Source organism: Bowmanella denitrificans (assembly GCF_039522935.1).
GTDB classification, from domain to species: Bacteria; Pseudomonadota; Gammaproteobacteria; order Enterobacterales; family Alteromonadaceae; genus Bowmanella; species Bowmanella denitrificans.
Genome location: NZ_BAAAEI010000019.1, coordinates 20356 through 43518 on the forward strand (window position 1 = coordinate 20356; position 23163 = coordinate 43518).

General features: G+C 52.4%; 22 protein-coding genes. 9 read left to right on the top strand and 13 right to left on the bottom strand.

Annotated elements, in window-relative coordinates; all coding sequences use genetic code 11:
* The first annotated feature begins 2 nt into the window (after positions 1 to 2).
* The 6 genes from ABD028_RS15260 to ABD028_RS15285 are packed head-to-tail and all read left to right on the top strand — an operon-like array spanning position 3 to position 6302.
* Positions 3 to 1412 (top strand): hypothetical protein, encoded by a 1410-nt coding sequence (locus tag ABD028_RS15260; protein ID WP_343846055.1) that lies wholly within the window; start codon positions 3 to 5, stop codon positions 1410 to 1412.
* Positions 1399 to 3393: an SUMF1/EgtB/PvdO family nonheme iron enzyme gene (locus tag ABD028_RS15265; RefSeq protein WP_343846057.1), complete on the top strand. Its 1995-nt coding sequence runs from the start codon at positions 1399 to 1401 to the stop codon at positions 3391 to 3393. Before ABD028_RS15260 ends, ABD028_RS15265 begins: the two co-directional genes overlap by 14 nt.
* Entirely contained in the window at positions 3390 to 3512 is a 123-nt protein-coding gene (locus tag ABD028_RS15270) for a hypothetical protein (RefSeq protein WP_343846059.1), read from the top strand. Before ABD028_RS15265 ends, ABD028_RS15270 begins: the two co-directional genes overlap by 4 nt.
* A gap of 1 nt (position 3513) precedes the next feature.
* A complete protein-coding gene (locus ABD028_RS15275; RefSeq protein ID WP_343846061.1) occupies positions 3514 to 4281 on the top strand; it encodes a MotA/TolQ/ExbB proton channel family protein in 768 nt (255 codons plus the stop codon).
* 9 nt (positions 4282 to 4290) lie between these two features.
* Positions 4291 to 5361: a VWA domain-containing protein gene (locus ABD028_RS15280; protein WP_343846063.1), complete on the top strand. Its 1071-nt coding sequence runs from the start codon at positions 4291 to 4293 to the stop codon at positions 5359 to 5361.
* On the top strand, positions 5358 to 6302 hold the full coding sequence (locus ABD028_RS15285) for a hypothetical protein (RefSeq protein WP_343846065.1): 945 nt from the start codon (positions 5358 to 5360) through the stop codon (positions 6300 to 6302). Before ABD028_RS15280 ends, ABD028_RS15285 begins: the two co-directional genes overlap by 4 nt.
* Before the next feature lie 69 nt (positions 6303 to 6371).
* Here ABD028_RS15285 and ABD028_RS15290 read toward each other — a convergent pair whose 3' ends face one another.
* From ABD028_RS15290 to ABD028_RS15340, 11 genes are all read right to left on the bottom strand, one after another.
* Positions 6372 to 7187 (bottom strand): CsgG/HfaB family protein, encoded by an 816-nt coding sequence (locus ABD028_RS15290; protein ID WP_343846067.1) that lies wholly within the window; start codon positions 7185 to 7187, stop codon positions 6372 to 6374.
* A 265-nt stretch (positions 7188 to 7452) separates the two neighbouring features.
* Entirely contained in the window at positions 7453 to 8763 is a 1311-nt protein-coding gene (locus ABD028_RS15295) for a CsgG/HfaB family protein (RefSeq protein WP_343846069.1), read from the bottom strand.
* Positions 8764 to 8882: 119 nt separating this feature from the next.
* The gene (locus tag ABD028_RS15300) at positions 8883 to 10235 is read right to left on the bottom strand and encodes an NAD(P)/FAD-dependent oxidoreductase (protein ID WP_343846071.1); all 1353 of its coding nucleotides are present in this window, start codon (positions 10233 to 10235) and stop codon (positions 8883 to 8885) included.
* A 229-nt stretch (positions 10236 to 10464) separates the two neighbouring features.
* Entirely contained in the window at positions 10465 to 11037 is a 573-nt protein-coding gene (locus ABD028_RS15305) for a GNAT family N-acetyltransferase (protein ID WP_343846072.1), read from the bottom strand.
* Complete coding sequence (locus ABD028_RS15310; RefSeq protein WP_102797313.1) at positions 11034 to 11426, bottom strand: DUF2721 domain-containing protein; 393 nt, start codon at positions 11424 to 11426, stop codon at positions 11034 to 11036. The genes ABD028_RS15305 and ABD028_RS15310 overlap by 4 nt, the downstream gene beginning before the upstream one ends.
* A 12-nt stretch (positions 11427 to 11438) precedes the next feature.
* Positions 11439 to 11861, bottom strand: coding sequence for a hypothetical protein (locus ABD028_RS15315; RefSeq protein WP_343846074.1), 423 nt, complete (start codon positions 11859 to 11861; stop codon positions 11439 to 11441).
* On the bottom strand, positions 11858 to 12229 hold the full coding sequence (locus tag ABD028_RS15320; protein ID WP_343846075.1) for a rhodanese-like domain-containing protein: 372 nt from the start codon (positions 12227 to 12229) through the stop codon (positions 11858 to 11860). The genes ABD028_RS15315 and ABD028_RS15320 overlap by 4 nt, the downstream gene beginning before the upstream one ends.
* Before the next feature lie 187 nt (positions 12230 to 12416).
* Positions 12417 to 13802, bottom strand: a complete 1386-nt coding sequence (gene ahcY / locus ABD028_RS15325; protein ID WP_343846077.1) for an adenosylhomocysteinase — start codon at positions 13800 to 13802, stop codon at positions 12417 to 12419.
* Positions 13803 to 13885: 83 nt separating this feature from the next.
* Positions 13886 to 14695, bottom strand: coding sequence for a cobalamin-binding protein (locus tag ABD028_RS15330; RefSeq protein WP_343846079.1), 810 nt, complete (start codon positions 14693 to 14695; stop codon positions 13886 to 13888).
* Positions 14692 to 15642, bottom strand: a complete 951-nt coding sequence (locus tag ABD028_RS15335) for a cobalamin biosynthesis protein CobD/CbiB (RefSeq protein ID WP_343846081.1) — start codon at positions 15640 to 15642, stop codon at positions 14692 to 14694. Before ABD028_RS15335 ends, ABD028_RS15330 begins: the two co-directional genes overlap by 4 nt.
* Positions 15643 to 15648: 6 nt before the next feature.
* Positions 15649 to 16353 (bottom strand): 5'-methylthioadenosine/adenosylhomocysteine nucleosidase, encoded by a 705-nt coding sequence (locus ABD028_RS15340; RefSeq protein WP_102797308.1) that lies wholly within the window; start codon positions 16351 to 16353, stop codon positions 15649 to 15651.
* 196 nt (positions 16354 to 16549) lie between these two features.
* On the opposite strand from ABD028_RS15340, the gene ABD028_RS15345 reads away from it, so the two are divergent.
* Together ABD028_RS15345 and ABD028_RS15350 are read left to right on the top strand one after the other, a co-directional pair.
* Complete coding sequence (locus tag ABD028_RS15345; protein WP_343846083.1) at positions 16550 to 16966, top strand: GNAT family N-acetyltransferase; 417 nt, start codon at positions 16550 to 16552, stop codon at positions 16964 to 16966.
* Between the two features lie 227 nt (positions 16967 to 17193).
* On the top strand, positions 17194 to 18399 hold the full coding sequence (locus tag ABD028_RS15350; RefSeq protein ID WP_343846085.1) for a serine hydrolase domain-containing protein: 1206 nt from the start codon (positions 17194 to 17196) through the stop codon (positions 18397 to 18399).
* Positions 18400 to 18503: 104 nt separating this feature from the next.
* Here the strand turns inward: ABD028_RS15350 and ABD028_RS15355 are convergent, their stop codons facing one another.
* On the bottom strand, positions 18504 to 20843 hold the full coding sequence (locus ABD028_RS15355; protein ID WP_343846086.1) for a TonB-dependent receptor: 2340 nt from the start codon (positions 20841 to 20843) through the stop codon (positions 18504 to 18506).
* Between the two features lie 277 nt (positions 20844 to 21120).
* The gene (locus ABD028_RS15360) at positions 21121 to 21585 is read right to left on the bottom strand and encodes an Lrp/AsnC family transcriptional regulator (protein WP_102797333.1); all 465 of its coding nucleotides are present in this window, start codon (positions 21583 to 21585) and stop codon (positions 21121 to 21123) included.
* 115 nt (positions 21586 to 21700) lie between these two features.
* Here ABD028_RS15360 and ABD028_RS15365 point away from each other — a divergent pair, with 115 nt between their 5' ends.
* A complete protein-coding gene (locus ABD028_RS15365; RefSeq protein WP_343846088.1) occupies positions 21701 to 22669 on the top strand; it encodes a nucleoside recognition domain-containing protein in 969 nt (322 codons plus the stop codon).
* Positions 22670 to 23163: the final 494 nt, after the last annotated feature.

Sequence of the window (23163 nt, forward strand, 5' to 3'; positions counted from 1 at the left end):
TTATGCTAGACGAACAAATTCGGCAAAGCCGACAGGCGTCCAGCCTTGGCCGCAAAAAAGCCCTGCTGATAGCCGGACTGATTGTGGTGCTGTTGCTGTTGGCGCTGTTTTTAATCCGCGGGCTGCAAAGCCATCCCGTAACCGAGACCGTTGCGCAACAAGACGTTGATCCACAGGTTCAGGAGCAAGCCCGGCGGGCCTTTAAGCAAGCCTTGCTGGTATTTGAACAGGACATTGACCCTGTGCTGCAGCAGCCGCAGCTGATCAACTGGCAAAAAGCACAAGTGGCATCACTGCAGGCTGACAAACAACAGGCGCTGGCTGATTTTGCGGCTGGCGACTCGGTGTCTGCGCTGTCGCGTTTGGCTAAGATCAGCGATGCAGCCCTGGCATTACAACAACAATGGCATGCCGCTTATCAACAGAAACTGACAGAAGCGCAGCTAGCCTTTGCTGAGGGCCGTATTCGTCAAAGTCAGTTATTGCTTAATCAGGGCGGACACATACAGTCGCATGGGGCGCAGGCCGAGGCTTTGCAACAACGTTTGGATGTGTTTGCACAGGTGGAACAGTTGCTCAAGGATGCGCAGATAGCCGAGGCAGAAAATGATCTGGGCAAACAGGTTGCTTTGTTGGAACAGGCCAAGTCTTTGGACCCGGCCCGGCATGAACTGGATAAGCTGCTGTCAGATGTAAAAACCAGATGGCGGGATCTGCAGTTCAGCAATCTGATTGAACAGGGCTTTGATTTACTCAGGCAAAATGACCTGCAAGGGGCGACAACCAAGCTGGAGCAAGCACGTAAGCTGGATTCGCAGCGCCCCGAAACCAAGGTGTTGGCCACCCAGATACAGGCAACGTCGCAAAGTCAGGGCCTAACTCAATTGCTTGAACAGATACAGGCCGCCACTGTGGCGGATAACTGGCAGCAGGTGGCAGTTTTAACCAGCGCAGGGCTTAAGCGTTTTCCCAACCACCAACAGCTTTTGCAAAATCATCAACTGGCCGGGCTGATAAACAAGGCCAGTGACCGACTCAAACAATTTATGGCCGACCCGCAACGGCTGCAGGACAGCGGCATTGCAGATGCAGCCAGGCAGGCGCTTGTGGAATACCAGACACTTGGTCAATACAGTTTTAACCTGACCATGCAGATGCAAAGCCTTGAGCAGGCCTTAACAGATAACAGTCAGGCGGTAAGTCTGAATCTGCAATCCGATGGCAAGACTCAGATTCAGGTGGTCGGCGTGGGTCAAGTCGGCCAAGTTAGCGAACGCACCCTGCAATTACCGCCGGGGGACTATGTGCTACTGGGGAGTCGCGAGGGATACAGAGACAAAAGATTACCGGTGCATTTGCAACCCGGTGGGCAGGCTGTCACCTTGATATTGGTGTGTGATGAACGAATTTGATTTAAAGGTAAAACAACAAAAGCGCAGTTATGCCCTGTGGATGTTGCTAAGTGGCGCGTTGGTTGTGGTGATTATCGGTTTGGTGCTGATCTGGTCACTGCTGGTCAGGGGCCATGCTGTGGTGGTGTCACCCGAGCAGGCGCAGGCCAGCCAGCAGTTTGAGGTGCAAAACGGCTGGGGCTTTTTTGTGGCAGACAAACTCTATGTATTATCCACACAGCTGTCTTTTCAGGCTAAAGCCAGGGATTTTGAGCCCAGAATCATTCAAGTGGACACTACCAGCCCCAAGCTGTTATCTGTGGTGCTGGAGCCCAGTCCCGGCACCTTAAGTGCTGCGGTCAGTAATGGTGACAGCGAGACAGCCTGGTATCTGGATGAAGAACTGGTGCACCTTGGCCCGGATTGGCAACAGCAGCTTAAGCCCGGGCACTATACTCTGCGTGTGGACAGCCCTTATCATCAGCCTTTTCAGCAATCCCTTGAGATTGTCAGCAATAAACGCGCTGAACTGAACTGGACCCTCAGCGAAATCAGCGGTGAGCTGCTGATCCAATCCGTGCCGGAGCACGCCGGGTTAACCCTGAATGGCGAAGTATTGGGGCCTACTCCACAAACATTGCGCCGCCAGGGAGGCAAGTATCAGGTCAAGCTGACATTGCCAGGTTATCAAAGCCTGGAAGACGAAGTTGCATTGACCACCGCAAGGCCTAAGGAGGTGCGCAAGTACCTGCTAAAACCGCTGGAAGCCACGCTTAATCTGGATCTGCAACCAGAGGGAGGGCAACTTCTGATTGGTGGCAAGCAGGTGGCTACCCAGGGCACGCTGTCTTTAGCCGCTAATCAATCGCACCAGTTGCTGTACCAAAAGCCGGGGTATTTTAGTCATAGTCAACAAATCCGCCTTAAACCTGGTGAACAGCAGGATCTTGCTATTCAACTGAAGCCCGAAAAAGGTAAGGTCGTGGTGAAGGCCAGCCCCGAGGCCAGGGTGTATCTGGATGGCAAAGACATGGGGTTGACGCCCTGGCAGCAGCAATTACCTGCCCTAAGTTATCAGCTCGAGCTGACCCGGCCCGGATACCGCACCCAGCGCCACAGTATTAAGCCCTCCAGTCAGTCGGTGACTCAGGTGGATGTGCAGATGCTCACCGAGTACCAGGCCAGGCGCAAGGAAGGTAAACCTACAGTGGCCAGCCAACTTGGGATAGAGCTGGCCTTGATGCAGCCTGGCCAGGTATTGATGGGCTCAGCGGATAATGAAAAAGGGCGGCGTCGCAATGAATTTCAGCGTCAGGTCAGTTTGAGTAAAGCCTTTTATGTCAGCCGCCATGAAATCACCGAAGCGCAGTTTGCCGCTGCCACGGGCAAATCCCTGCAAAGCCACTTACCGGTGTCCGATGTCAGTTGGTTAGAAGCGGCGGCGTTCTGCAATTGGCTGAGTGAGCAGGAAGGGCTGCTGCCCTTCTATCAATTGGACAGAGGGCGTTATCTGGGGTTTGACCCAACCAGCCATGGTTACCGGCTGCCTACTGAAGCAGAATGGGAATGGCTGGCGAAAAAAGCGCAGCGCGCTACCGAAACCCAGTTTGTATGGGGCGATAATGAGCGGATTCCCAAGGATGCTGGCAATTTTGCTGATGAGAGCCTTAAAGGCAGTCAGACCTTCTATCTGAAGGACTACCAGGACAAGATGGCGGGCAAGGCCCCGGTAGGGCAATATGCCAGAGACAGAGCGGGGTTATTCGACCTGGCGGGCAACGTCAGCGAATGGGTGCATGACTGGTATAGCAACCAGCCACCAGATGGAACATTGCAAGTGGACCCTTTTGGTGCATCAAGCGGCTCAGCCCATATTTATAAGGGGGCGAACTACCAAAGCGGCCGGTTAACCGAACTGCGTAGCGCCTGGCGTGAGCCGTTAAATAGTAGCGCCCCTTTTGTCGGCTTTCGGATTGTGCGCTATGTGGGGAATGAACCATGAAACGAATAAAGCAACTACTGATACTGGTTACCGCCCTGCTCGGTCTGGGCGTCACCCTGTATGCCGCAGGTCAGGCCATTGGTCTGGACTCTCCCACCACTTTTCCGGTAGATATCTGATATGCAATCCACTACTAAATTGCTGAGTCGTCCTTTTCTTTGGTCTTTGTTGGTATTAGCTCTGAGTATTATTGTGGTGCAGATGTTCTACGCCACTGTTGTTTCCCCTATTGCCGAGAATGCCCTGACAGCAGGGGGTTCGGCAGCCTCGCGCGGCTTTTTTGTGATTATCAAAGATGCCGAACAGCAGGTTTGTATCATTGCCATGTTGTGGTGCAGTTACCTGATTCTGGCTAAGGCCTGGGCACTGACTCAGGCCCAGCCGCTGTTCCGCCTGGACTTTCTTGCCGGTCAGGCAGAACAGGGGGAACTGGACCTGCCCAAAGCCTTGAATGAGTTGGAGCAGAGTCAATACAGTGAGCAGCCGCTGCTGCAAACCTGGATCATCTGTATCCGCCGTTATTTGCATACCCAGGATGTACAGAATGCCTCTGATGCTATTCAGGCCAGTGTTGAATCACTGGCGGTCAGGCTGGAGTCGGGGAATTCCATGATTCGTTACCTGATATGGGCCATTCCCTCCATCGGCTTTATTGGCACGGTGCGCGGCATTGGTCAGGCACTGGCGCAGGCCGATGAAGCATTGGCCGGTAACATTGCCGGCATGGTGGATAGCCTTGGGGTGGCTTTCAACTCCACTCTGGTGGCGCTGTTTATCAGTATTTTCTTAATGTTGCTGCTGCATTGGCTGCAGCATCTGCAGGATGCCATGGTGGTTGAAACCCAGGCGCACTGTGAAAAGTACCTGCTTAAACACTTGCATGCCTGAGGCTAAGCCGTGCTGAAACGCCGAGACGCAGCAGGTTTTAACCTGGCTTTTTTGGATGTGATGGCCTGTGGACTGGGTGCGGTGATCCTGATTTTTATGCTGGTTAAATTCAATGCTGCCACCTCCACACCCAGTGACGAAGAAACGCGTTTACAGGCAGAGATTGCCCAGCAGCAAGCCCTGGCAGAGCAACTGACGAGGTTGTTGGACAATAACAATCAGCAATTAACTGACACACAACGTGCAGCCGATAGCAAGCAGATGCAGATAGATGCGCTGAGTGAGCAGGCTCGTCAAACTCAGCAGGCCGCCGCAGATAAAAGCGCCGTGCTGGCCAATCTGGAAAAGGCCGTGGCCGCGGCAGCGCCTAAACAGGCTGATGATCCGCTAGCGCTCAAGGGTAAAGGTGAAGAACGCTACCTGCTTGGCCTTAAAGTAGAAGGGCGACAGATTGGTATTTTGCTGGATAACAGTGCCTCCATGGCCGATGAGAAGCTGATCGATATTCTACGTTACAAAGTGAGCAGCAACGCCGAGCGGCAAACTGCGCCAAAATGGCAACGCAGCAAACGCGCCGCCAAGTGGTTGCTGGCCCGGCTTCCAGCCGAGGCCAAGGTGACCCTGTTTGCTTTTAATCAGCAGCCAACCCAACTTGGACCCAGTGCGCAGTTGGCGGCAAACGACGCTAAGGCGCTGGGACAACTGGCTCAGCAAATCGATCAATTGGTGCCAGAGCAGGGCACTAACCTGCAGGCGGCGCTCATGGCCATCAAGCAGGCGAATCCGGCCATGGACCACTTGTATATTATTACCGATGGCTTACCCACCCTGGGAGTGCAGGACGCGCAGCTTAAAAAACTCCGTCAATGCCCCTCGCTGTATAGTGGTGGCAGCACCATAGACGGTAATTGCCGGTTAATTCTGTTCGGCCACTCAGTGCGCCAGGCGGCCTTTCAGAATGTCAGTGTGAATGTGGTGCTGATGCCGCTGGAAGGTGACCCTGATGCCGCCCAGGCCTACTGGAACTGGACATCCAACAATGGCGGTATGCTGTTAAGTCCGGCCGAGGGCTGGCCATGAGACCAAGACGGCCATTACTGGAAATCTTTACCCTGTCTTTTCTGGACATTATTTCCTGCGCGTTTGGCGCCATTATCATGTTGGTATTGCTGGCAAAAAATGGTCAGGAAGGGGAGTATTTTGATCTGTCGGTGCTCAGCCAACTGGTCAGTCAGCTAGGTCAGGCAGAGGGCACCGTTAGCCGCTTAAACCAGCAGGTAAGTGATTCCCAGCTCGCCCTGCAACAAGCCAGCCAACAGCAAGCGAGCCTTGAAGATCGCCGCAAGCAACTGGAAACCGAACTCAGTGCCGCCAAGGACAAGGTGCAGCAACTGGCCTCTACCGCACAGGGGCTGCAATCGGTACTTGAATCCAGGCAACGGGCGGCGACAAGCAGTGGTGACGCCAAAGAGCGTGATGAAGAGGTGGGGGGGATCCCGGTAGACAGTGAGTATGTGATTTTTATTGTCGACACCTCTGGCAGTATGAAGTCCATCTGGGGGCGGGTGATGCAGGAAATGGATAATATACTCAGCAGCCACCCTAAGGTCAGGGGCTTTCAGATTATGAATGATATGGGTGATTATCTGCTTAGTGCCAGTGCTGGTGGCTGGCGTCCTGATACCCCATCCAGCCGCAAAGCCATGCTGTCTGCTCTGTCTGGCTGGAACAGCAATTCCAACAGCAGCCCGGTGGAAGGCCTGGAAGTGGCCCTAAGTACTTACGCCAGGAAAACCGACAAACTGGCCATTTATATTTTTGGTGACGATTATACCGGCGGCTCTTATGACGCCGTGATAGAAACCCTGAACCGCTTAAATACCGATAAGAATAGTGGTAAACGTCTGGCCCGTGTGCACGCGGTAGGCTTTCTGACCAACAGCCGCAACGCCAAATTCAGCACTTTGATGCGGGCCGTGACCCGCCAGAATCGCGGCAGTTTTCTGGCCATGCCTCTGTAACAGCACTGGGACAGCTACAGGTATAAAAAAGGCCCTGCATCAGGGCCTTAAAACCAGCTAGATGGAACATCAGTTAACGGTCAGTTTACCGCCTTTGCCCAAGCCGCCTTCCACATTCTGCGCTTTATAATGACGCAACGATTTAACCATATGGTTATACGAATCGGCGAATGCTGCGGTGATGACCTTGCCTTCCGGGGTGTCTGAGAAGCCACCCGCACCGGCGAACATACCAAACCAGGCACCGCCAAACAGGCTAAAGTCCCAGTTTTTGGCATTACCTACGGAAGAGGATACCTGCACCCCCGAGCGATTATCGATTAATAACAGGGTAGTGGCGGCCTCGTTACTTCTGGCACCACCGGCAACCGCACCTACCCATCCGCCGATGAGGCCACCCATACCACCGGTTTTTTCCGAAAACTGGATTGAGGGTTGCATAGTGTAGTCGGCTGCCACTAACTGACCTTTGCCAAAATTGCTGCCGTCGCGTAATTCGCCCGAGTTCATCAGTTCGCGCTCTGCCGTCATGGCTGACATGGTTCTGCCGCGTTCTACAATCACAAAGCAGTTGGATTGTTGAATCATAGTGCGCAATACCGGCAAGGTACTGCCCAGGTTAGGGTAATGATTGCGGTAGGTGTACCACCAGGCTTCGTTCTGGTCTTCGAACACTGACATAGTGCCCAGAGGGGCATCACATCTCTCCAATGCGCTGTTATTGCCTTCGGCATTGGCACCGCCGGCGCCACCGGTTACCGTGTTACCACTGGAACCGCCCAGGGTGGGATTGGTACTCATACAGCCGCCGAGCAGACCGGCCAGAATCAGCGCCAGGCTGGCCTTTATCAGTTTCCTGCCACCAATTAATTTAATGGACATCATTCTATCTCCTTGAAACCATGTGAAAATTTCGGTCAGCATCATAGACCGGTGGTGTTTGTTTGTCCATCTTGGCTGGGGTCGGGCCGTGGAAAAGCATGGGAAAGCATCACCAGGCCCGAAGTTGAGCCTGATGATTTTGCTGGTGAGTAAGGCGTTTAGTCTTCTTTTTACGCCGCATTGCGCGACGGCCAGTCAGGGTCTCAGTCGATCATGACTAGTTTGGGCATGCTGTAACGGCGCAGCATTGCATTTTGGGTATAGCGACTTAAATGCCCAGTAGCGATTCTTTGGTAATTAACTGGATTGAACCCAGCATGGATCTGACCGCATCACCCAATGCATCATTTTTCAACGCCAGATCCCGGTGTTGTTCAAATAGCTTGTTGTATTGCTCAATTTTACTGCCCAATGAGTTCCAGGCTTGCTGCTTGGCGGAGGCGGGCCAGGATTCCAGTTCAATTTTGCTCGACTGCAACTGGCTGGAGAAAATATTCATGGCGGCTACCACGCTGTTGCGGGTCTGGTCGTTGATATTGGCTGTGGTGTAGGCTGATAATCCAGACGCCCAGGTGGCGGCATTTTTCAGATGACGGTAGTAATCTTTCAATGCATCTTCATCAAACTCATCCACATCGAATTCGTAGTTGCGGTCCTTACGCACTGTGGTCACAGAGCGGCTTTCCACATATACCGCTGGCGTCACCTGAGTCTTGGATGGCAGGCTGGCACTGTTGGTGGCTTGTGGCGTGGCATCATCGTCACCCCCTACCTGCAGACGCCCACCTTTACCCAAGCCGCCTTTGACTTGCTGGGCACGGTAGTTACGCAAGGATTTGACCATTTGGTTATAAGAATCGGCAAAGGCTGCGGTGATAATTTTACCTTCCGGGGTATTGGTAAAGCCGGATGCGCCACCGCCCAGGCCGCCGCCAATAAAGCCGCCCAGCAGATTAAAATCGTAATTCCCGGCATTGCCTATGGAGGCAGAGACCTGCACACCGGAGCGGTTGTCAATCATCAGCAGCGTGGTGGATGCTTCATTTTTACTTAAGCCACCGCCCAGAATGGCGCCAAATGAGCCGAGCAAGGCCCCGCCAATGGCTTTGATCCCTTCGGTGCCCTGGGCAGAAAAGTGAATTTCCGGGCTCAGGGTATAATCGGCGGCTACCATTTGTCCGCCGCCGATATTGCTGGCGCCGCGCAACTGCCCAGCCTGCATCAGTTCCCGCTCACGGGTCATGGCATCCATGGCACGACCACGTTCCACTATCACAAAGCAGTTGGACTGCTGGATCATCAGGCGAATCACCGGAATGGTACTGCCCAAGTCAGGATAACGACGGCGGTAATCCTGCCACCAGGTCAGGTTTGTGTCTTCAAAAACCGATAAGGTACCCAGCGTTTCGTCACAGCTTTCCAGTTGACTGTTGTTACCTGCGGCATTGGCACCACCGGCAGCCCCGGTGACCGTATTGCCGCTGGAGCCGCCCATGGTCGGGTTGGTGCTCATACAGGCGCTAAGCAGTGTACCGGCAGCCAGCGCCATCAGTGTCCTACTACTAAGTTTAAATTGCATGTCTCTTTTTCCTTAAAACCGAAGGTGAACGAAAAAGAGTCTAGGGGGTAAAAAAAACCGCTGTCTACGCCCTGCACAGGCAACTGATGCAAAGGGCGGCTTAACTGAAGCTAAGTTGGCTAAATGGAATCCCGCAGGCGACCCAGATGGTAAAAGGCCCATAATCCCAGTCGTCGGCAGGCGGCCAATGGAAAATGCGGCAGCGGTGACTGCATAAAGGGTAAGTCTGGCAAGCTTGTGTCGCCTGCCACCCGCTGGGCCAGACGCTTACCAGCCTGACTGGCAAAAGACAGCCCGGAGCCGCAATAACCCATAGCATAAAATACCTGCCCTTGATCATCAGCCTGACAAATACGCGGGTAATCGTCCAGCGATACACTGACCCAGCCACTCCAGAAATACGCCACTTTGATGCCACTTAGTGCAGGTAGGGTGTCGGTGAGTGCGTTTAGCAATCGAGCCTGGTACACCGGGTGATTGGCATGCTTGCCCTGAATCGCGCCCCGCCCGCCAAACAATATGCGGTTATCCGGCAGCAAACGATAGTAGTATTTCAGGGTGCGGGTATCCATGGCCATCAGGCCGCTTTTCAGACCACTGGCAGCCAACTGTGCATCACTCAGTGGTTCGGTCACGATGATACTGGACAATACCGGAAAATGTCGCCCATCAACGGCTGTAAAGAAGCGGTTTGCGGTATACCCATTGGTGGCAATCACCAGTTTATTGGCGCGTAATGTGCCATTGGGGGTAGTCAGCAACAGTTTACCGTTGTCCCGTGCAATCCCCTGCACTGGTGACCCCGTTAATACCTGCGCACCGGCTTGCTCAGCAAGCCTGGCATAACCCAGCGCCAGCTTCAGTGGTTGCACGGCAAAGCTATAAGGAAAGTGCAACGCGCCATGGGCCTGTGGGCTGTGTAAAAATTCCGCCTGTAATTGCTGGGCCGGAATAAAGCGCACCGGGTCCTGATACCTGGCGGACAATAATTCCGCCTGCTGTTGCAACTGCTCTACGGCATGGGTTTTATGGGCAATTTTCAGGTAACCGCCATGGCTCTGATCACAGGCAATGTTGCCTTGTTCAATCAGACTCTGAACGGTATCAATACCCTGGCGGTACTCGGCATAAATGGCTTTCGCTGTGTGTTCGCCCCACTTTTGTTCCATCTGGCTGAACGACAGCCTGCCCGTGCCATTGAGCACAAAGCCACCATTACGACCGCTGCAGCCCCAGCCAATCTGATTGGCATCCAATACGGTGGCTTTTATGTCATGCTGTTTGGCCAGATGCCAGGCGCAGGAAAGCCCGGTATATCCGGCGCCGATAACTGCCACGTCTGTATTTTGATCGCCTTCCAGGGGATGCAAAGGAACTGGCTCAACCTGACTGGCCCAGTAAGAATTTGGGTAAGCTTGGCCCTGGCCGGGGCTTTTATCCCGTAACGGATCGTAGAAGTGTTGTGTGTGCATAAATCAGGAGTTACCCAGGCTAATTAAACTCAGTTTTGTTTAAAAAATCAGCAATGAAAGGGCTGTTATGATGTAAAGGGTGGCAGTTATCGCGCTGGCGTTTGTCAGGACTAAAGTCCGACCCACTGTGGGTTGGGCTTCAGCCCAACAATGCTGAAGTGTGACGGACCTTTTATTATCAAAAGATAAAAAACATCGATATATCAAAGCACTAGGTCAACACTTTGCCTCACGCCTGCCCAAACTTAAGTAGCATTTCCGCCGCCACACAGTCACACTGGGTGCCACAAATAGGGCAAACATAGCCTTCGTTGTCGCAGTTTTCCTGCCACTTGCCAGGATGCTCCTTAATCAGTTCACCACCGCACTTAGTAAAGTATTTAAACGCACTGTTGCCCGGGCTTTGCATCCAAATATGAGCAAGACCAGCCCTGGCACCCTGTTTAGCCGCTTCTCGAACAGATAGCTTAAGCATTTGTGAGCCTATTCCTGCGGCGCGGTATTGGCTGTCTACGGTGTTGCACTTGAAGTAACACACCTGGTTTTCAGGCAAACCCCATAAGGTCGGACTGCACCATTTGTCGGTCTGCCAGTTGCCTGCTGCCCAGGTAATACGAAAGCCAACCAGCCTTTCACCATCCAATGCCACCCAACTTGCATTGATATTGTTTACCAGACCGGCCTGGTGATAAGCCTGCAGAGCGGGCAGATCCATGTAATTATCACCATGCACGCTGTTGGCCAGGGTCAGCAAACGGGCAAAATGATCCTGATGTAGGGGGAGATATTCGATTGTGCTCATTTTTTCTTATTGGTCTGAATGTTCAAACTCTGTAAATGCACATCCAGTGCTTCCACAGAAATACGGATCTCGGCCACGGACAGCCATAAGGACCACAGCAACAGAATCAGACTGACGCCAAAGATCCAGCTTCCAGCCAGTTGATAATTAAGGTAAATAGCCAGCATGGACAATACACAGAGGAAAAAACTGGCCACACCCGACTCCTGCATACGCTTAATCAGTTGAATGCGCTTACGCAGGTTGGCAATCTGCTTATGGGTGCTGTCGCTGCTGTCTTCAAAGTTGCGGATGATGCTGGCCAGGGTCACAAATCTGTTGGTGTAAGCCAGTAGCAACAGAGAAATAGCCGGAAACAGCATAGCTGGGGTGGTAAGGGTAATATTCATGTGATGTCAGGCTCAGAAGACGGCGTCCTGCAGGAATTTCAACATGGCCGCCTTGGCCTTGTCCATATCGGCGAAAATCCTGTCCTGAATATCGGACTGAATGTTGCTTTGTCTGCGGACCTGCGCCAGTTGATTAATACCAACCGGCGATTGAATGCAATACGCATCGCCTACACAGCCAAGTTTCAGGCATTCTTCGTAGGCTTTTTGCAAATTACTGGCGGCATCAGGAATGGCGGCCTGGTAATCCGTACAATCGGCAATATAGATCCAGGGACTGCCTTGCAGTTGCTTGGCCAGCACCAGTAGCTGGCTCAGATAATTTTTGCTTAAGCCTGTGCCAATCACGCCTGACACTTTAGCCAGCAACAAAGGCCCTTCAGTCTGTAACTGATAGCTGCCGTATTTGTCGCTCTTACTGAAAACCTGGCTCATTTTTGTACCTGAAAGCCTTGTTCCTGCCAGCCAGGCATATCCCCTTCAAGCATCGAAATCTGCTGAAAACCCTGTTGCTGCAACTGTGCGGCGGCCAAACCTGCTCTGCGTCCGGAGCGGCAATAAAGTACCAAATGACGTTGTTGTTGCCCCTGCAATAAGTGCAGATAGTCTGTCACGGCATCATGGGGCAGATTAACGGCACCCGGTACATGTCCCTCGGCAAACTCCTCAGGGCTGCGCACATCCACTAACACCAATTGTGGCAGGGATGCATGCACTTGCTGAGCTGTCAGCTTGTCAAAGCGGGCTTCGTCAGCGCCGGCCAGGGTGCAAAACAATAAAAGTAACAGGGGGATAAGGCGCATAGCTGAACCTCCAATTTGCCTGCAGTTTAAACCCAATGCCGGGGTTGAGTACAGAGGCTTCAGTTTTTATGCAGGCTCTAGGGGCTGTTTATCTTGCAAGTATAGATTTTGTTCAAATTCAGCCCCTTCGGGTCACGACGCCGGACGGCAGGCCTAGTGGGCCTAAGTTAAAGCCCGGCAATACGCTCTAATATCTGTAGCTTTCTTCCTTAAACGGGCCCTGCGGATCCACCTGAATATAGTCGGCCTGCCTGGCAGTGAGCTTCGTCATCACACCGCCAAAGCCTTCCACCATATATCTGGCGACTTCCTCGTCCAATTGTCGGGGCAGCACTTCAACCCGTAATAACCTGGCTTTATCTGTATTGTTTAAATTGGCATAGCCCTGCCTGAATAAATGGATCTGAGCCAGCACCTGATTGGCAAATGAACCGTCCATCACCCTGGACGGATGGCCGGTGGCATTGCCCAGATTCACCAGCCTGCCTTCGGAAAGCAGCAGCAGATGGTCACGGCTGTTATTGCTGCGGTAAATTTTATGCACCTGAGGTTTGATTTCTTCCCAGCGCCAGTTGCTGCGCATAAAAGCGGTGTCAATTTCGTGGTCAAAGTGGCCGATATTGCATACCACGGCGCCGGCCTTGAGACTTTTGAGCATATTGGCGTCACACACATCCAGGTTGCCGGTGCAGGTAACCACCAGGTCAATACTTTGCATCAGAACCTGGTCGACATCCTCCAGTTGCCCGGTGTTTTGCCCCATGCGATAGGGCGAAACCACTTCATAGCCATCCATGCAGGCCTGCATGGCGCAGATTGGGTCAATTTCGCAGATCCTGACGATCATGCCTTCCTGGCGCAGTGACTGAGCAGAGCCCTTACCCACATCACCATAACCAATCACCAGCGCTTTTTTTCCTGCCAGCAGGTGATCGGTGGCCCGTTTGATGGCGTCATTCAGACTATGACGACAGCCATATTTGTTGTCATTTTTAGACTTGGTTACCGCATCATTGACATTAATGGCCGGTACCCTGAGTTTGCCCTGTTTCAGCATCTGTTGCAGACGGTGTACACCAGTGGTGGTTTCTTCGGTAATCCCATGTACGCCATCCAGCACTTGTGGGTATTTGTCGTGCAACATGGCGGTTAGATCGCCGCCGTCATCCAGCACCATATTGGCCGCCCAAGGCGTGCCGTCCCTAATAATGGTTTGTTCCAGACACCAGTCATATTCCACCTCGGTTTCCCCTTTCCAGGCGAACACCGGCACGCCAGCCGCAGCCATTGCCGCTGCCGCATGATCCTGAGTGGAAAAAATATTGCAGGATGACCAGCGCACTTCTGCGCCTAGTGCCATCAGGGTTTCTATCAGCACCCCGGTTTGAATCGTCATATGAATGCAGCCCAGAATTCTGGCACCTGCCAGCGGCTGCTCGGCTTGATACTTGTCGCGAATGGCCATCAGGGCCGGCATTTCCGATTCGGCAATGGCCAGTTCCTTACGGCCCCATTCGGCCAGAGCCAGATTGGCTACCTTGAAATCTCCCTGTGCTGACAGACTGCTTCCCATCTTTGGTTCCCCTTTGATTGATAAGGTAAAAGTGGCGTGTCTGTTAGCATGGTATGGAATCTGGCAGCTTTCAAATAACGGGCTTATTTTCTCTGAATCGTCTTGCAAAGCTGTGCAATGCCGTCGACCAGGCGCAATGAAAAGCGATGCAGTTTATCCGGGTCGACGCTGACAAGATCGGCTTCCTGCAAGCTTAAGGTGTTTAGCCAGGGTTGCCAGTGGCTGACAAACTGCTCCCGGGGCTGGTCGAAAGCGGCGACAATCAACTGGGGTTTGCGTGCCAGTACCCCTTCCATGGTCACTTCTGGGTAATCGGAAGGGGCATCGGCAAAGATGGATTGGCCATTGCATATTTCCAGCATACGGCTGGCCCAGGCATTGGGGCCAACACTCATCATGGGCTTGGCCCACATATAATAAAACACCCTCACCGGCTCGGCATCAGCGTAGCGGGCTCTGGTGGCCGCCAGCTGGTTTAGATAGTTCTGCGCCAGTGACTGTGCCAATTCCTGTTTATCTAACAGCTTGCCCAGTGCCTGTAATTCACTGGCGATATCCTCTGGTTGTTGCGGGCCGGAAAAAAACAGATTCAAACCAAGGGTTTGTAAACGCTGAATATCCTGTGGTTTATTGCCCCCCTGCCAGACCAGAACCAGATCAGGCTTGAGGCGCATCAGGGCCTCAAAATCCACGCCCTGATAATTGGCCACCCGCGGCAAGGCCTTGGCGGCTTGTGGGTAGTCACTGAAATCACTGGCGGCCAGCAGCTTATGCTCAGACTGCAGCGCGTATACCAGCTCGGTCGTATGTGGGGCCAGACTGACAATGCGTTCTGCCGCTGCTACCGATTGTGCCAGCAATAACAGGCAAAGGGCTCGGTAAAACAAGGTCATAGGCTTTTCCTTAGCAACCACTGGCCGGTTAGAATGAACAGACACATCAGCACCAGCATAGCCTGGGTTTTTACAATGGCCGCTTTGGTGCGTTTAATATCCTGCGGGGCGGCTTCGCGTTCACCGCCACATTTAGGCAGGCGGATTTTCTGCCCCTGATAAAAGGCCGGCCCCCCCAACTGTATGCCCAGCGCTGCCCCTGAATACACCAGCAATGTGGTGCGGCTGGTGCGTATGCTGTCGCGCTGAATACTGGCTTTCCCTGGTTTTTGCAGCATCAACAGTATTAACATGGCAAATCTGACCGGCAACCACTGCAACCAATGGCATAACCTGGCAATGGGCGCACCAAAATAGCGAAAGTCCGCCACACGTACATTCCAGACCTGGCTGAATTCGTACAGTAACCTGTAACTGAAAGCGCCTAAGCCCCCTAACAGCAAATACCAGAACAGCACCGCGGCGTACTGGTGATAAAATCTGAGCAGGGCCGCTTCAATGACCGCTTTGCTCAGACCCATCAGGGTCAATTGTTCGGTCTCCCGCAATAACAGCGGCTGGGCCAGGTTGCGCGCCAGGGATTTTTTATTGGCCATCAGCGCTAGCTGAATCTTATCCAGCTTGTTCAGTACTGGCTGATAACTCAGGGCGATAAGCAACAAAAACGCATCAAAGAAAGCCGGAAACTCGGCCAAATAAACAAACAAGCCGATACAGACCAGGATGGGGGCCAGCAACACTAAAGGTGCGAGCGTGCCGGAGAGCATTTGCTGGCCTTTGCTATGACCTCGGGGATTCACCTTTTTGGCCATGCGGCTGGCCAGCAGACGGAAAAAACTCAGCGGATGATATCGCACTGGCCATATCCACAGCTTTTCCAGTATCACGACCAGTAGCAGCAGCCAGATGGGTTGCACTAAGGGATGCAGGAAAAGCTCTATGCGCATGGTGAGTTACTTTGATTCCGCCAGGGTTTTGATCATATCCATCACCAGATTGGCCGAGTTTTTGGCGGCTTTTTCCAGATACTGATCAAAGGATACTTTGGAAGTGGTGCCGGCTATATCGGACAAGGAGCGAATCACCAGAAAAGGCGTATCCAGCATATGGGCGGTCTGGGCAATGGCCGCCCCTTCCATTTCCACGGCTTTCATATCCGGGAATTTAGCACGAAGCTGGGCGGCGGCATCATCGCAACCGATAAAGGCATCGCCGGTACAAATCAGACCGGTGCGAAAATTGACATGCAGCACATCGCCAGTGGCATGCTCGGCGGCGGCGATCAGCCGTGGATCACAGGCAAAACGGGCAGGCATACCGGCCACCTGACCTGGCTGGTAGCCAAAGTGCGTCAGGTCGGCATCATGGTGCAGCACTTCACTGCCAATTACCACATCGCCCACTACCAGATCGCTGTCAAAACCGCCGGCAGAGCCGGTGTTAATCACAAAGTTCGGTGCAAACTGGTCGATCATCAGGGTGGTGGCCACCGACGCCGCCACTTTACCAATACCGCATTTAACCAGGATCACTTCCACGTCATGCATGGTACCGTCATAAAAGTCCAGATGGGCATGGCGGGTGTGGTTAATGTTTTTCAGGGAATCTTTTAAAAGCGCAACTTCCTGATCCATTGCGCCCAGAATGGCTATTTTCATGGCTGTACATCTAAATAATCAATGGCCGCTAGTGTAATAACTTGGGCCGGTGTGTCCAAGGATTAAAAGTGTTTAGTATGTAGATGTCAGTTGGCAGATGCCGGACGGACAACTCCGACTCACTGTCTGTCACAGCTGACCAGAAGCCACAGATCTGTCACTGTGGCAAAAACTATGCTTAATGAAGGAAACAAATTTGCAACCATTAGACATCTCAGCAACCCCACCCACCGTTGCCGAGTTTTTACATTTACGCCAACTGATTGGTTGGGACAGCCTACCTGAACAGGTCGTGACAGCCAGCCTGGCCGCGTCACTGTTTCATTGTACGGTAAGACAGGATGGCCAATTATTGGGTATGGCCCGGGTAGTGGGAGATGGCTATATGTATTTCTATATTCAGGATGTGGTGGTCGGCCCAAGCTATCAGGGACAGGGAATAGGGGCCTTGTTAATGGATAAGGTGGAAGCCTATTTACGCGATGCAGCCGGGCCTGGGGCTACGGTGGGCTTGCTGGCAGCCAGGGGAAAAGAGGGATTTTACCAGCGTTATGGTTATCTTGAGCGAAATGGTGAGGCGCTGGGATTGGGAATGTGCCGATTTGTTCGGTAATGAGCGTGGGGTAATGATTTCGCTGAAGTGCAGCACCAATCAAGGATTTAGTCTGGAATCTCTGCGCACTCTGCGCCTCGGCGGTGCATAGGATTTGGCAGTCAGAACAACGTCACCGAAAAGTCATTAAGACGTCAGCTATTTTAATTTCACTTACCTTAAATTGTGGTCAGTTTGTTTGGCTAAACAGCTTGTACTCAAATGCTGTTATCAGTTTAAGGATTGCTATGGCTTTTACTCTTAAGTGTTTACTAACTATCGCTTTGTCATGCGCAGTGGGCAGTATCGCTGTCGCAGACATCGGGCAACATACGCAACTGGCGCCAGAGGCAAGTGCAACCGAAGCCAAGCTGTCATTCCGGGAGATGCCGCTGCTGGAAACCGCTTTTATTGATACCACCCCCGCGAATCGAAATGATGGCTTAATGGTCGGCGAGTTGGGTGTTGATGGCGGCAACCAAGAGATGATTGTCAAACTTGCAGAGGAAATTGCCGCAGGGAAGCATGGCAAGTATGACAGCCTGTTGATTGCTCACCAAGGCAAGTTGTTATTTGAGTCCTATTATCTGCGTGGCCGGGTAAACTTGCCTCATTTTCAGGCGTCAGCCACCAAAACTTATACCAGTCTGGCATTGGGACGGGCTATCCAGCTTGGCTATCTGAGTATGGCCGACCTGGACAAACCGGTGATGAGTTTTTTACCTGATCTGGACCCGACAAAATTTGTTGAAGGCGTCGAGCGAATCACCCTGAATAACGCGCTGACCATGACAACAGGCATTCGCATCTCCAGAGAGCAGTGGCTAGAACTTGAGAAAAATCCCAGTCAATTAAAAGGTCAGGGGTACATTCAGACCATGTTTGAGCACAGTGCGCCGATTACCGAAGCCTCACAGCAGTTTTTATATGGTACAGGTCCGGATCTGGTGATGCAGGTGATTGAAGCCGTGGTACCGGGCAGTGCCGAAGCCTTTATTAAAGCGGAGCTGCTCGACAAGCTGGGCATTACTAATTATCACTGGCAAACGCACCCAAGCGGCTTGCCGGAAGCCGGCTGGCGCGTACGCATGACATCAAGGGATATGGCCAAGTGGGGGACGTTAGCCTTAAATAAAGGCAAGTGGCAGGGGGAACAGTTGATTCCGCCAGCTTATCTGGCCAAAGCCACCAGTCGTATCCTGTTAACCGGGGATGAGGACTTTCACTATGGTGGTAAAGATACGTCCAACCAGGGCTATGGCTATTTCTGGTGGGGTGCTGACTTAAAAGTGGGGAACAACAGCTATCATGCGGTGAGTGCCCAGGGCGGGCATGGCCAGTTTATTACACTGATTGAGGCGCTAGACCTGATGATAGTGCACACCGCCCATGACAATGATGCCAGCTATCTGCAGATCACCGCTGAGCGAATACTACCGGCTTTTATTAATTAAAAAGGTCGGCTTGTTTAAGCCCTGGGACTTGGTAGAAATGCAAAAGGCGGTACGCAATGCGCACCGCTTTTGTGCTTATCTTAAGGTACTAAGTCTCTCAGACCTTAGAAGTTCATCATAAAGTTAACCCCAAAAGTGCGCGGCGCGCCTTTTAAGAAGGTGTCAGGGGTTAAGCCTGTGGTAGGGAAAAAGCCGACGTTGTAGTCTTTGTCAGCCAGGTTTCTCACCCACAATGCCACTTCCCAGTCTTCGGCTTCCAGTGCAATACGCGCATTGGTCACTGTGTAGCCATCAACCAAGTCATTGTTATCTATGGTCTGGTAGTGCTCACCGGTATTGCTGGCATCCAGCTGTGTACGCAGGGTGAACTGTTCGCTGACAGGCGTGGCATAAACCACTGCCAGGTTCCATGACAGATCCGGCGAGAAGGGCAGATCATTGCCTTCGATGGTGGCGTCTTCACCCTGGAAGTTATCAATTTCAGATGAGATTAATGCACCACCACCGCGGATTTCCAAACCTTCAAGCGGGCTTAATGTAAAGGCCAGTTCAGCACCTTTAATGGTCGCATCGGCAACGTTAGCGCGTACGTTAGTGCTGGCACCGGCGACCATCAGCTTGGCGGTGGACTGATAGTCCTCAAAGTCGTAATTGAACAGGTTGACTTCAGCGCTTAGCAAACCATCGTCAGAGCGGTATTTGGCACCTAACTCATAGGCCACCAGGGTTTCCGAGTCGATAGGCAGCGCTTCCTGGGGAGTCAGGATCGTCGAACCGTCGAAGCCGCCAGCCTTATAGCCGGTACTAACTGTGGCGTACAGGCGCCACTGCCTGGCAGGAGTAAAGATACTGCTGACTTTCCAGGTGAATTCGCTGTCATCCAAAGATTCATCAAACCGCAGCGGCGCGTCAGGGGCGATAGGCACACCAATATAAACTTCGCCAGCCGGGAAGAACTTGGGGGGCTTTCCGTATACACCATAAGGGTCGAGGTTTTTAGTCTGACCTTTAAAGGTCACTTCATCGCTGGAATAGCGGATACCGGTTTCCAGGGTAAACCAGTCTACCGGTGTCCAGTCAGAAGAGGCGAACAAACCGAAAGAGTCACGCTCCTGCCGATAGTGGGTACATACATCGGTTTGCCATAAACCGGAGTTTAAGAAACGCAGGTTAGTGGCAAAGTCGATATCGTCTTTAAGCATAAAGGCACCCAGTAACCAGCCGATATTGTCGGCCAGATCACCAGCCAGGCGGGCTTCAAGGGTAAATTGAGAGAAGTCATTCTCAAAACCATAGTCGGCTACTGAGAATGGCAGGTTGTCTGAGGTTTCGTACTGGCGATCAAGGGCTTCATAACCCACCAACAGCGTACCTGTCATACCGGACTCGAAGTCATGTTCCACCTGCAGGTTCAGCGCTTGTTGGTCTGAATCCAGCTTAGGCAGCATATTGGAATACACAGTAAAAGGATCGTTATCCAAGGCCTTGGCAAATTCGATCAGAGCCGGGTCCTGCGGGTTGAGGAAAAAGGCTTTAGACTTGGCATATTCTGCCCAGTTGTCAGCACTGACATCGGGAATGGCCAGCTCGCTGTCGTCTTTACCCAGGGTCAAACGTGCGCTTACCAGCGTGTCGGCCGAGGCTTCCCACTCAGCGGTGATACGTGCCGATTGCCTGTCTGCCCCGCCCCAGTCACCTTGTGCTGTCACTTCTTGTTGTGGAGCAATCACGCCGGGAGCGTAACTAAAGCCGGTGGTAGGGCCAGTACCTAGATGCTGGTAAAAACCGTCTGAGCTTTCATACATACCGGCGACGCGGACCAGAAACGTTTCAGATACCGGCAGATCCACTGCGCCTTCGCCACGATAAGTACCGTAGTTACCCATATCCAGGTCGAGATAACCGCCAAACTCAATACCGGGGCGCTTGCTGAGGATGTTGACTGCTCCGGCAGTGGCATTACGGCCGTATAGGGTGCCCTGCGGGCCTTTTAACACTTCTACGCGTTCGATATCAAAATACTGGCCGTTTAGCAGGCCGTTGGTACCCTGGTATACGCCGTTAACGTGAATGGCGGCGGAGGCAGAACCGTTAGGGTTAAAGTCGTCATCACCGACGCCACGAATGGTTATACGGGGAGAGGACGCGCCAGCGTAGGTTTCGCTGTACACCACCCCTGGGGTATTCAGGGCCAGAGACTCGGCATCGCCGGTACCATTGGCTCTGAGCTGCTTTCTGCTCAGTACATTTACCACACCAGGAATGTCCTGAATGGTCTCGACCTTTTTACGGGCCGTCACGGTAACTGTCTCAATATCAGCAGCGGCTTGCTCTTGAGCCTGCGCGGCAACACTGGTTAAACCTGAGGCTGCAACAAAGGCACTGGCCACGGCTAAAGCTAAGGCTTTTTTACCAAAGTGGCTGGTGGGAGCTTCGTTCTTCATGATGGTTCCTGCTTTTGTGTATTAAAGGTTTCAATATGCCGCGGCATTGTAGGAATTAATTATTACAGTTGTGGGCTTGGTCGGAACGACCAATGAACTGGCGGATTCGACTGCTGGTTTTATGAGCGACAAGGGTAAGAATTTGGACTTGATCTGGCCACGCCTATAAAGATTGGCCCGGTTAGCAAAGTAATGAATCGGCTAAAGTGTTAGGTTTGTATAATGTTGCGCGAAAGGGGCGGCTTTTATTATCGCTATCAGACTGCAACAGGGGCGCTTAGTCGGGAATAGTCAGACTGGTGTCGTATTTAATCCGGTTCATGGAAATCAGGGTGGTAAAGGCTTTCATATTAGGGTTGCTGTACAGCAGTTCCTCACAGAATATTTGGTAAGAGGGCATATCCGGCACCTGTACCAGCAGAATAAAGTCCACTTCGCCGGTGACTTCGTAGCATTGCTTTACCTGCGGCATCAGTCTGAGCTTTTGAATAAACGCGGCATTCAGTTCCCGTCTGTCACTTTGCATCGTCACTTCTACCAGAATATGCAGGCAGGGGCCAAAGCTGTCCGGGTCGAGCAGCGCTACCTGGCGGCTGATCACCCCCTCTTTTTGCAGGCGTTTTACTCGCTTCAGGCAGGCCGGCGCCGACAGACCGACCCTCTCGGCCAGGTGCAGATTGGTAATAGCGGCATCCTGCTGCAATTGGCGTAATATGGCTTTGTCCATCCGGTCGAGAAACATATTTAATTTTTTGTTCAGTAAAAAGAAATAAAGATTAAATCTATATTGGTATTTTGGAAATATCTGTTCGATAGACGCTTTAGAATAAGCGCTCCCCTGCAGTAAAGGAGTGCACATGTTTTCCCGTTTTCCCCATCTACAACCCACCCTGGCTGGTATTGCCCAGGATATTGGCCGGGCCTACTGGACCCTGATTAAGATTATGTTGCCCGCCACTATTGCGGTGAAGCTGCTGGACAGTCTGGGTTTTACCCAATGGCTGGGTGTGGCGCTTGGACCTGTGATGGAGCTGTTGGGATTGCCCAGCGAGCTCGGGCTGGTCTGGGCGGTAACTATGCTGACCAATATCTACACGGGGATGGCGGCGTTTTATACCTTGTCAGTTGGGCAGGAATATACGGTGGCGCAGATCAGTATTCTGGGCTTACTGATGCTGGTGGCCCACTCCCTGGTCATCGAAGGAGCTGTGGCCAAAGCGACCGGGGTAAGATGGCGACTAACCTTGGCGGTGCGTATTGGCAGTGGTTTAATACTGGCGGTGCTGTTTAGCCAGATCTTCAGTCATTTTGGCCTGCTGCAACAACCGGCCCAATTAATGTGGCAACCGCAGGTTAGTGAGCCTGGCTGGCTGGGCTGGGGCTTGGCACAGCTTAAACTGTTGGCGTGGATTTTTGTGATTTTATCCAGCCTGGTGGTGATGATGCGTATTTTGCGCTGGCTGGGGGTTGAACGGGTGCTGCAGCAATTGTTGTCACCGCTGATGCGCTGCTTAACCATAGGTAAGGAAGCATCCAATATTACCATCATTGGTATGTTGTTAGGGCTGTCTTACGGGGCGGGATTACTGATAAACGAAGTGCGCAGTGGGCATATTTCCAAACGCGATACCTTGCTGGTGGTGTGCTTTTTAGGCTTATGCCACAGCCTGATTGAAGATACCTTGTTAATTCTGCTGCTGGGTGCAGACTTAAGCACCATTCTGTGGGGGCGGGTGATTTTCGCCATTGCCCTGATTACCGCCATGGGCCGTATTTGGCTTAAATCCCGCCACTGCCCTGACCCCCTGCCTAATCCTGATAGTTAGCTTGTTACCTACATTTTTTAGACGGTATAAAAGTAAAACCACAGAGGCACAGAGAACACAGAGTGATTGAAAGTGTGGTCACTCTGCTGGCTTTCATTGCTTACTTAGCGCCTTGGCGAGATGCCTTCTATTATTCACCGCCGAGGCGCAGAGAACGCTGAGATTTCAAGGGCATAGATTGAAAGACTTCTGCATTTCTTCGTGCCCTCTGTGTCTCTGTGGTGAAAACGTATCTCATTAAATTAAAGATAACCACAGAGGCACAGAGAAAACAGAATGGTTCAAGGGAATGGTGGTTCTGCTGGCTTTCTTTGCGTGCTTAGTGTCTTGGCGAGATGCCTTCTATTATTCACCGCCGAGACGCAGAGAACGCTGAGATTTCAAGGGCATAGATTGAAAGACTTCTGCATTTCTTCGTGCCCTCTGTGTCTTATATGGACTCCCTCGGTGTTGTCAACGAGATCGCATTGAAAACCAGATCAGATGCGGACTTA

Excerpts from the sequence above, each read along its gene's own strand:
- ABD028_RS15270 (WP_343846059.1), top strand. The coding sequence starts at position 3,390 with ATGAAACGAATAAAGCAACTACTGATACTGGTTACCGCCCTGCTCGGT.
- ABD028_RS15365 (WP_343846088.1), top strand. The coding sequence starts at position 21,701 with ATGTTTTCCCGTTTTCCCCATCTACAACCCACCCTGGCTGGTATTGCC.
- ABD028_RS15260 (WP_343846055.1), top strand. The coding sequence starts at position 3 with ATGCTAGACGAACAAATTCGGCAAAGCCGACAGGCGTCCAGCCTTGGC.
- ABD028_RS15285 (WP_343846065.1), top strand. The coding sequence starts at position 5,358 with ATGAGACCAAGACGGCCATTACTGGAAATCTTTACCCTGTCTTTTCTG.
- ABD028_RS15315 (WP_343846074.1), bottom strand. The coding sequence starts at position 11,861 with ATGAGCCAGGTTTTCAGTAAGAGCGACAAATACGGCAGCTATCAGTTA.
- ABD028_RS15300 (WP_343846071.1), bottom strand. The coding sequence starts at position 10,235 with ATGCACACACAACACTTCTACGATCCGTTACGGGATAAAAGCCCCGGC.
- ABD028_RS15360 (WP_102797333.1), bottom strand. The coding sequence starts at position 21,585 with ATGTTTCTCGACCGGATGGACAAAGCCATATTACGCCAATTGCAGCAG.
- ABD028_RS15335 (WP_343846081.1), bottom strand. The coding sequence starts at position 15,642 with ATGCGCATAGAGCTTTTCCTGCATCCCTTAGTGCAACCCATCTGGCTG.
- ABD028_RS15330 (WP_343846079.1), bottom strand. The coding sequence starts at position 14,695 with ATGACCTTGTTTTACCGAGCCCTTTGCCTGTTATTGCTGGCACAATCG.
- ABD028_RS15305 (WP_343846072.1), bottom strand. The coding sequence starts at position 11,037 with ATGAGCACAATCGAATATCTCCCCCTACATCAGGATCATTTTGCCCGT.
- ABD028_RS15265 (WP_343846057.1), top strand. The coding sequence starts at position 1,399 with ATGAACGAATTTGATTTAAAGGTAAAACAACAAAAGCGCAGTTATGCC.
- ABD028_RS15275 (WP_343846061.1), top strand. The coding sequence starts at position 3,514 with ATGCAATCCACTACTAAATTGCTGAGTCGTCCTTTTCTTTGGTCTTTG.
- ABD028_RS15320 (WP_343846075.1), bottom strand. The coding sequence starts at position 12,229 with ATGCGCCTTATCCCCCTGTTACTTTTATTGTTTTGCACCCTGGCCGGC.
- ABD028_RS15340 (WP_102797308.1), bottom strand. The coding sequence starts at position 16,353 with ATGAAAATAGCCATTCTGGGCGCAATGGATCAGGAAGTTGCGCTTTTA.
- ABD028_RS15290 (WP_343846067.1), bottom strand. The coding sequence starts at position 7,187 with ATGATGTCCATTAAATTAATTGGTGGCAGGAAACTGATAAAGGCCAGC.
- ABD028_RS15350 (WP_343846085.1), top strand. The coding sequence starts at position 17,194 with ATGGCTTTTACTCTTAAGTGTTTACTAACTATCGCTTTGTCATGCGCA.
- ABD028_RS15355 (WP_343846086.1), bottom strand. The coding sequence starts at position 20,843 with ATGAAGAACGAAGCTCCCACCAGCCACTTTGGTAAAAAAGCCTTAGCT.
- ABD028_RS15310 (WP_102797313.1), bottom strand. The coding sequence starts at position 11,426 with ATGAATATTACCCTTACCACCCCAGCTATGCTGTTTCCGGCTATTTCT.
- ahcY (WP_343846077.1), bottom strand. The coding sequence starts at position 13,802 with ATGGGAAGCAGTCTGTCAGCACAGGGAGATTTCAAGGTAGCCAATCTG.
- ABD028_RS15295 (WP_343846069.1), bottom strand. The coding sequence starts at position 8,763 with ATGCAATTTAAACTTAGTAGTAGGACACTGATGGCGCTGGCTGCCGGT.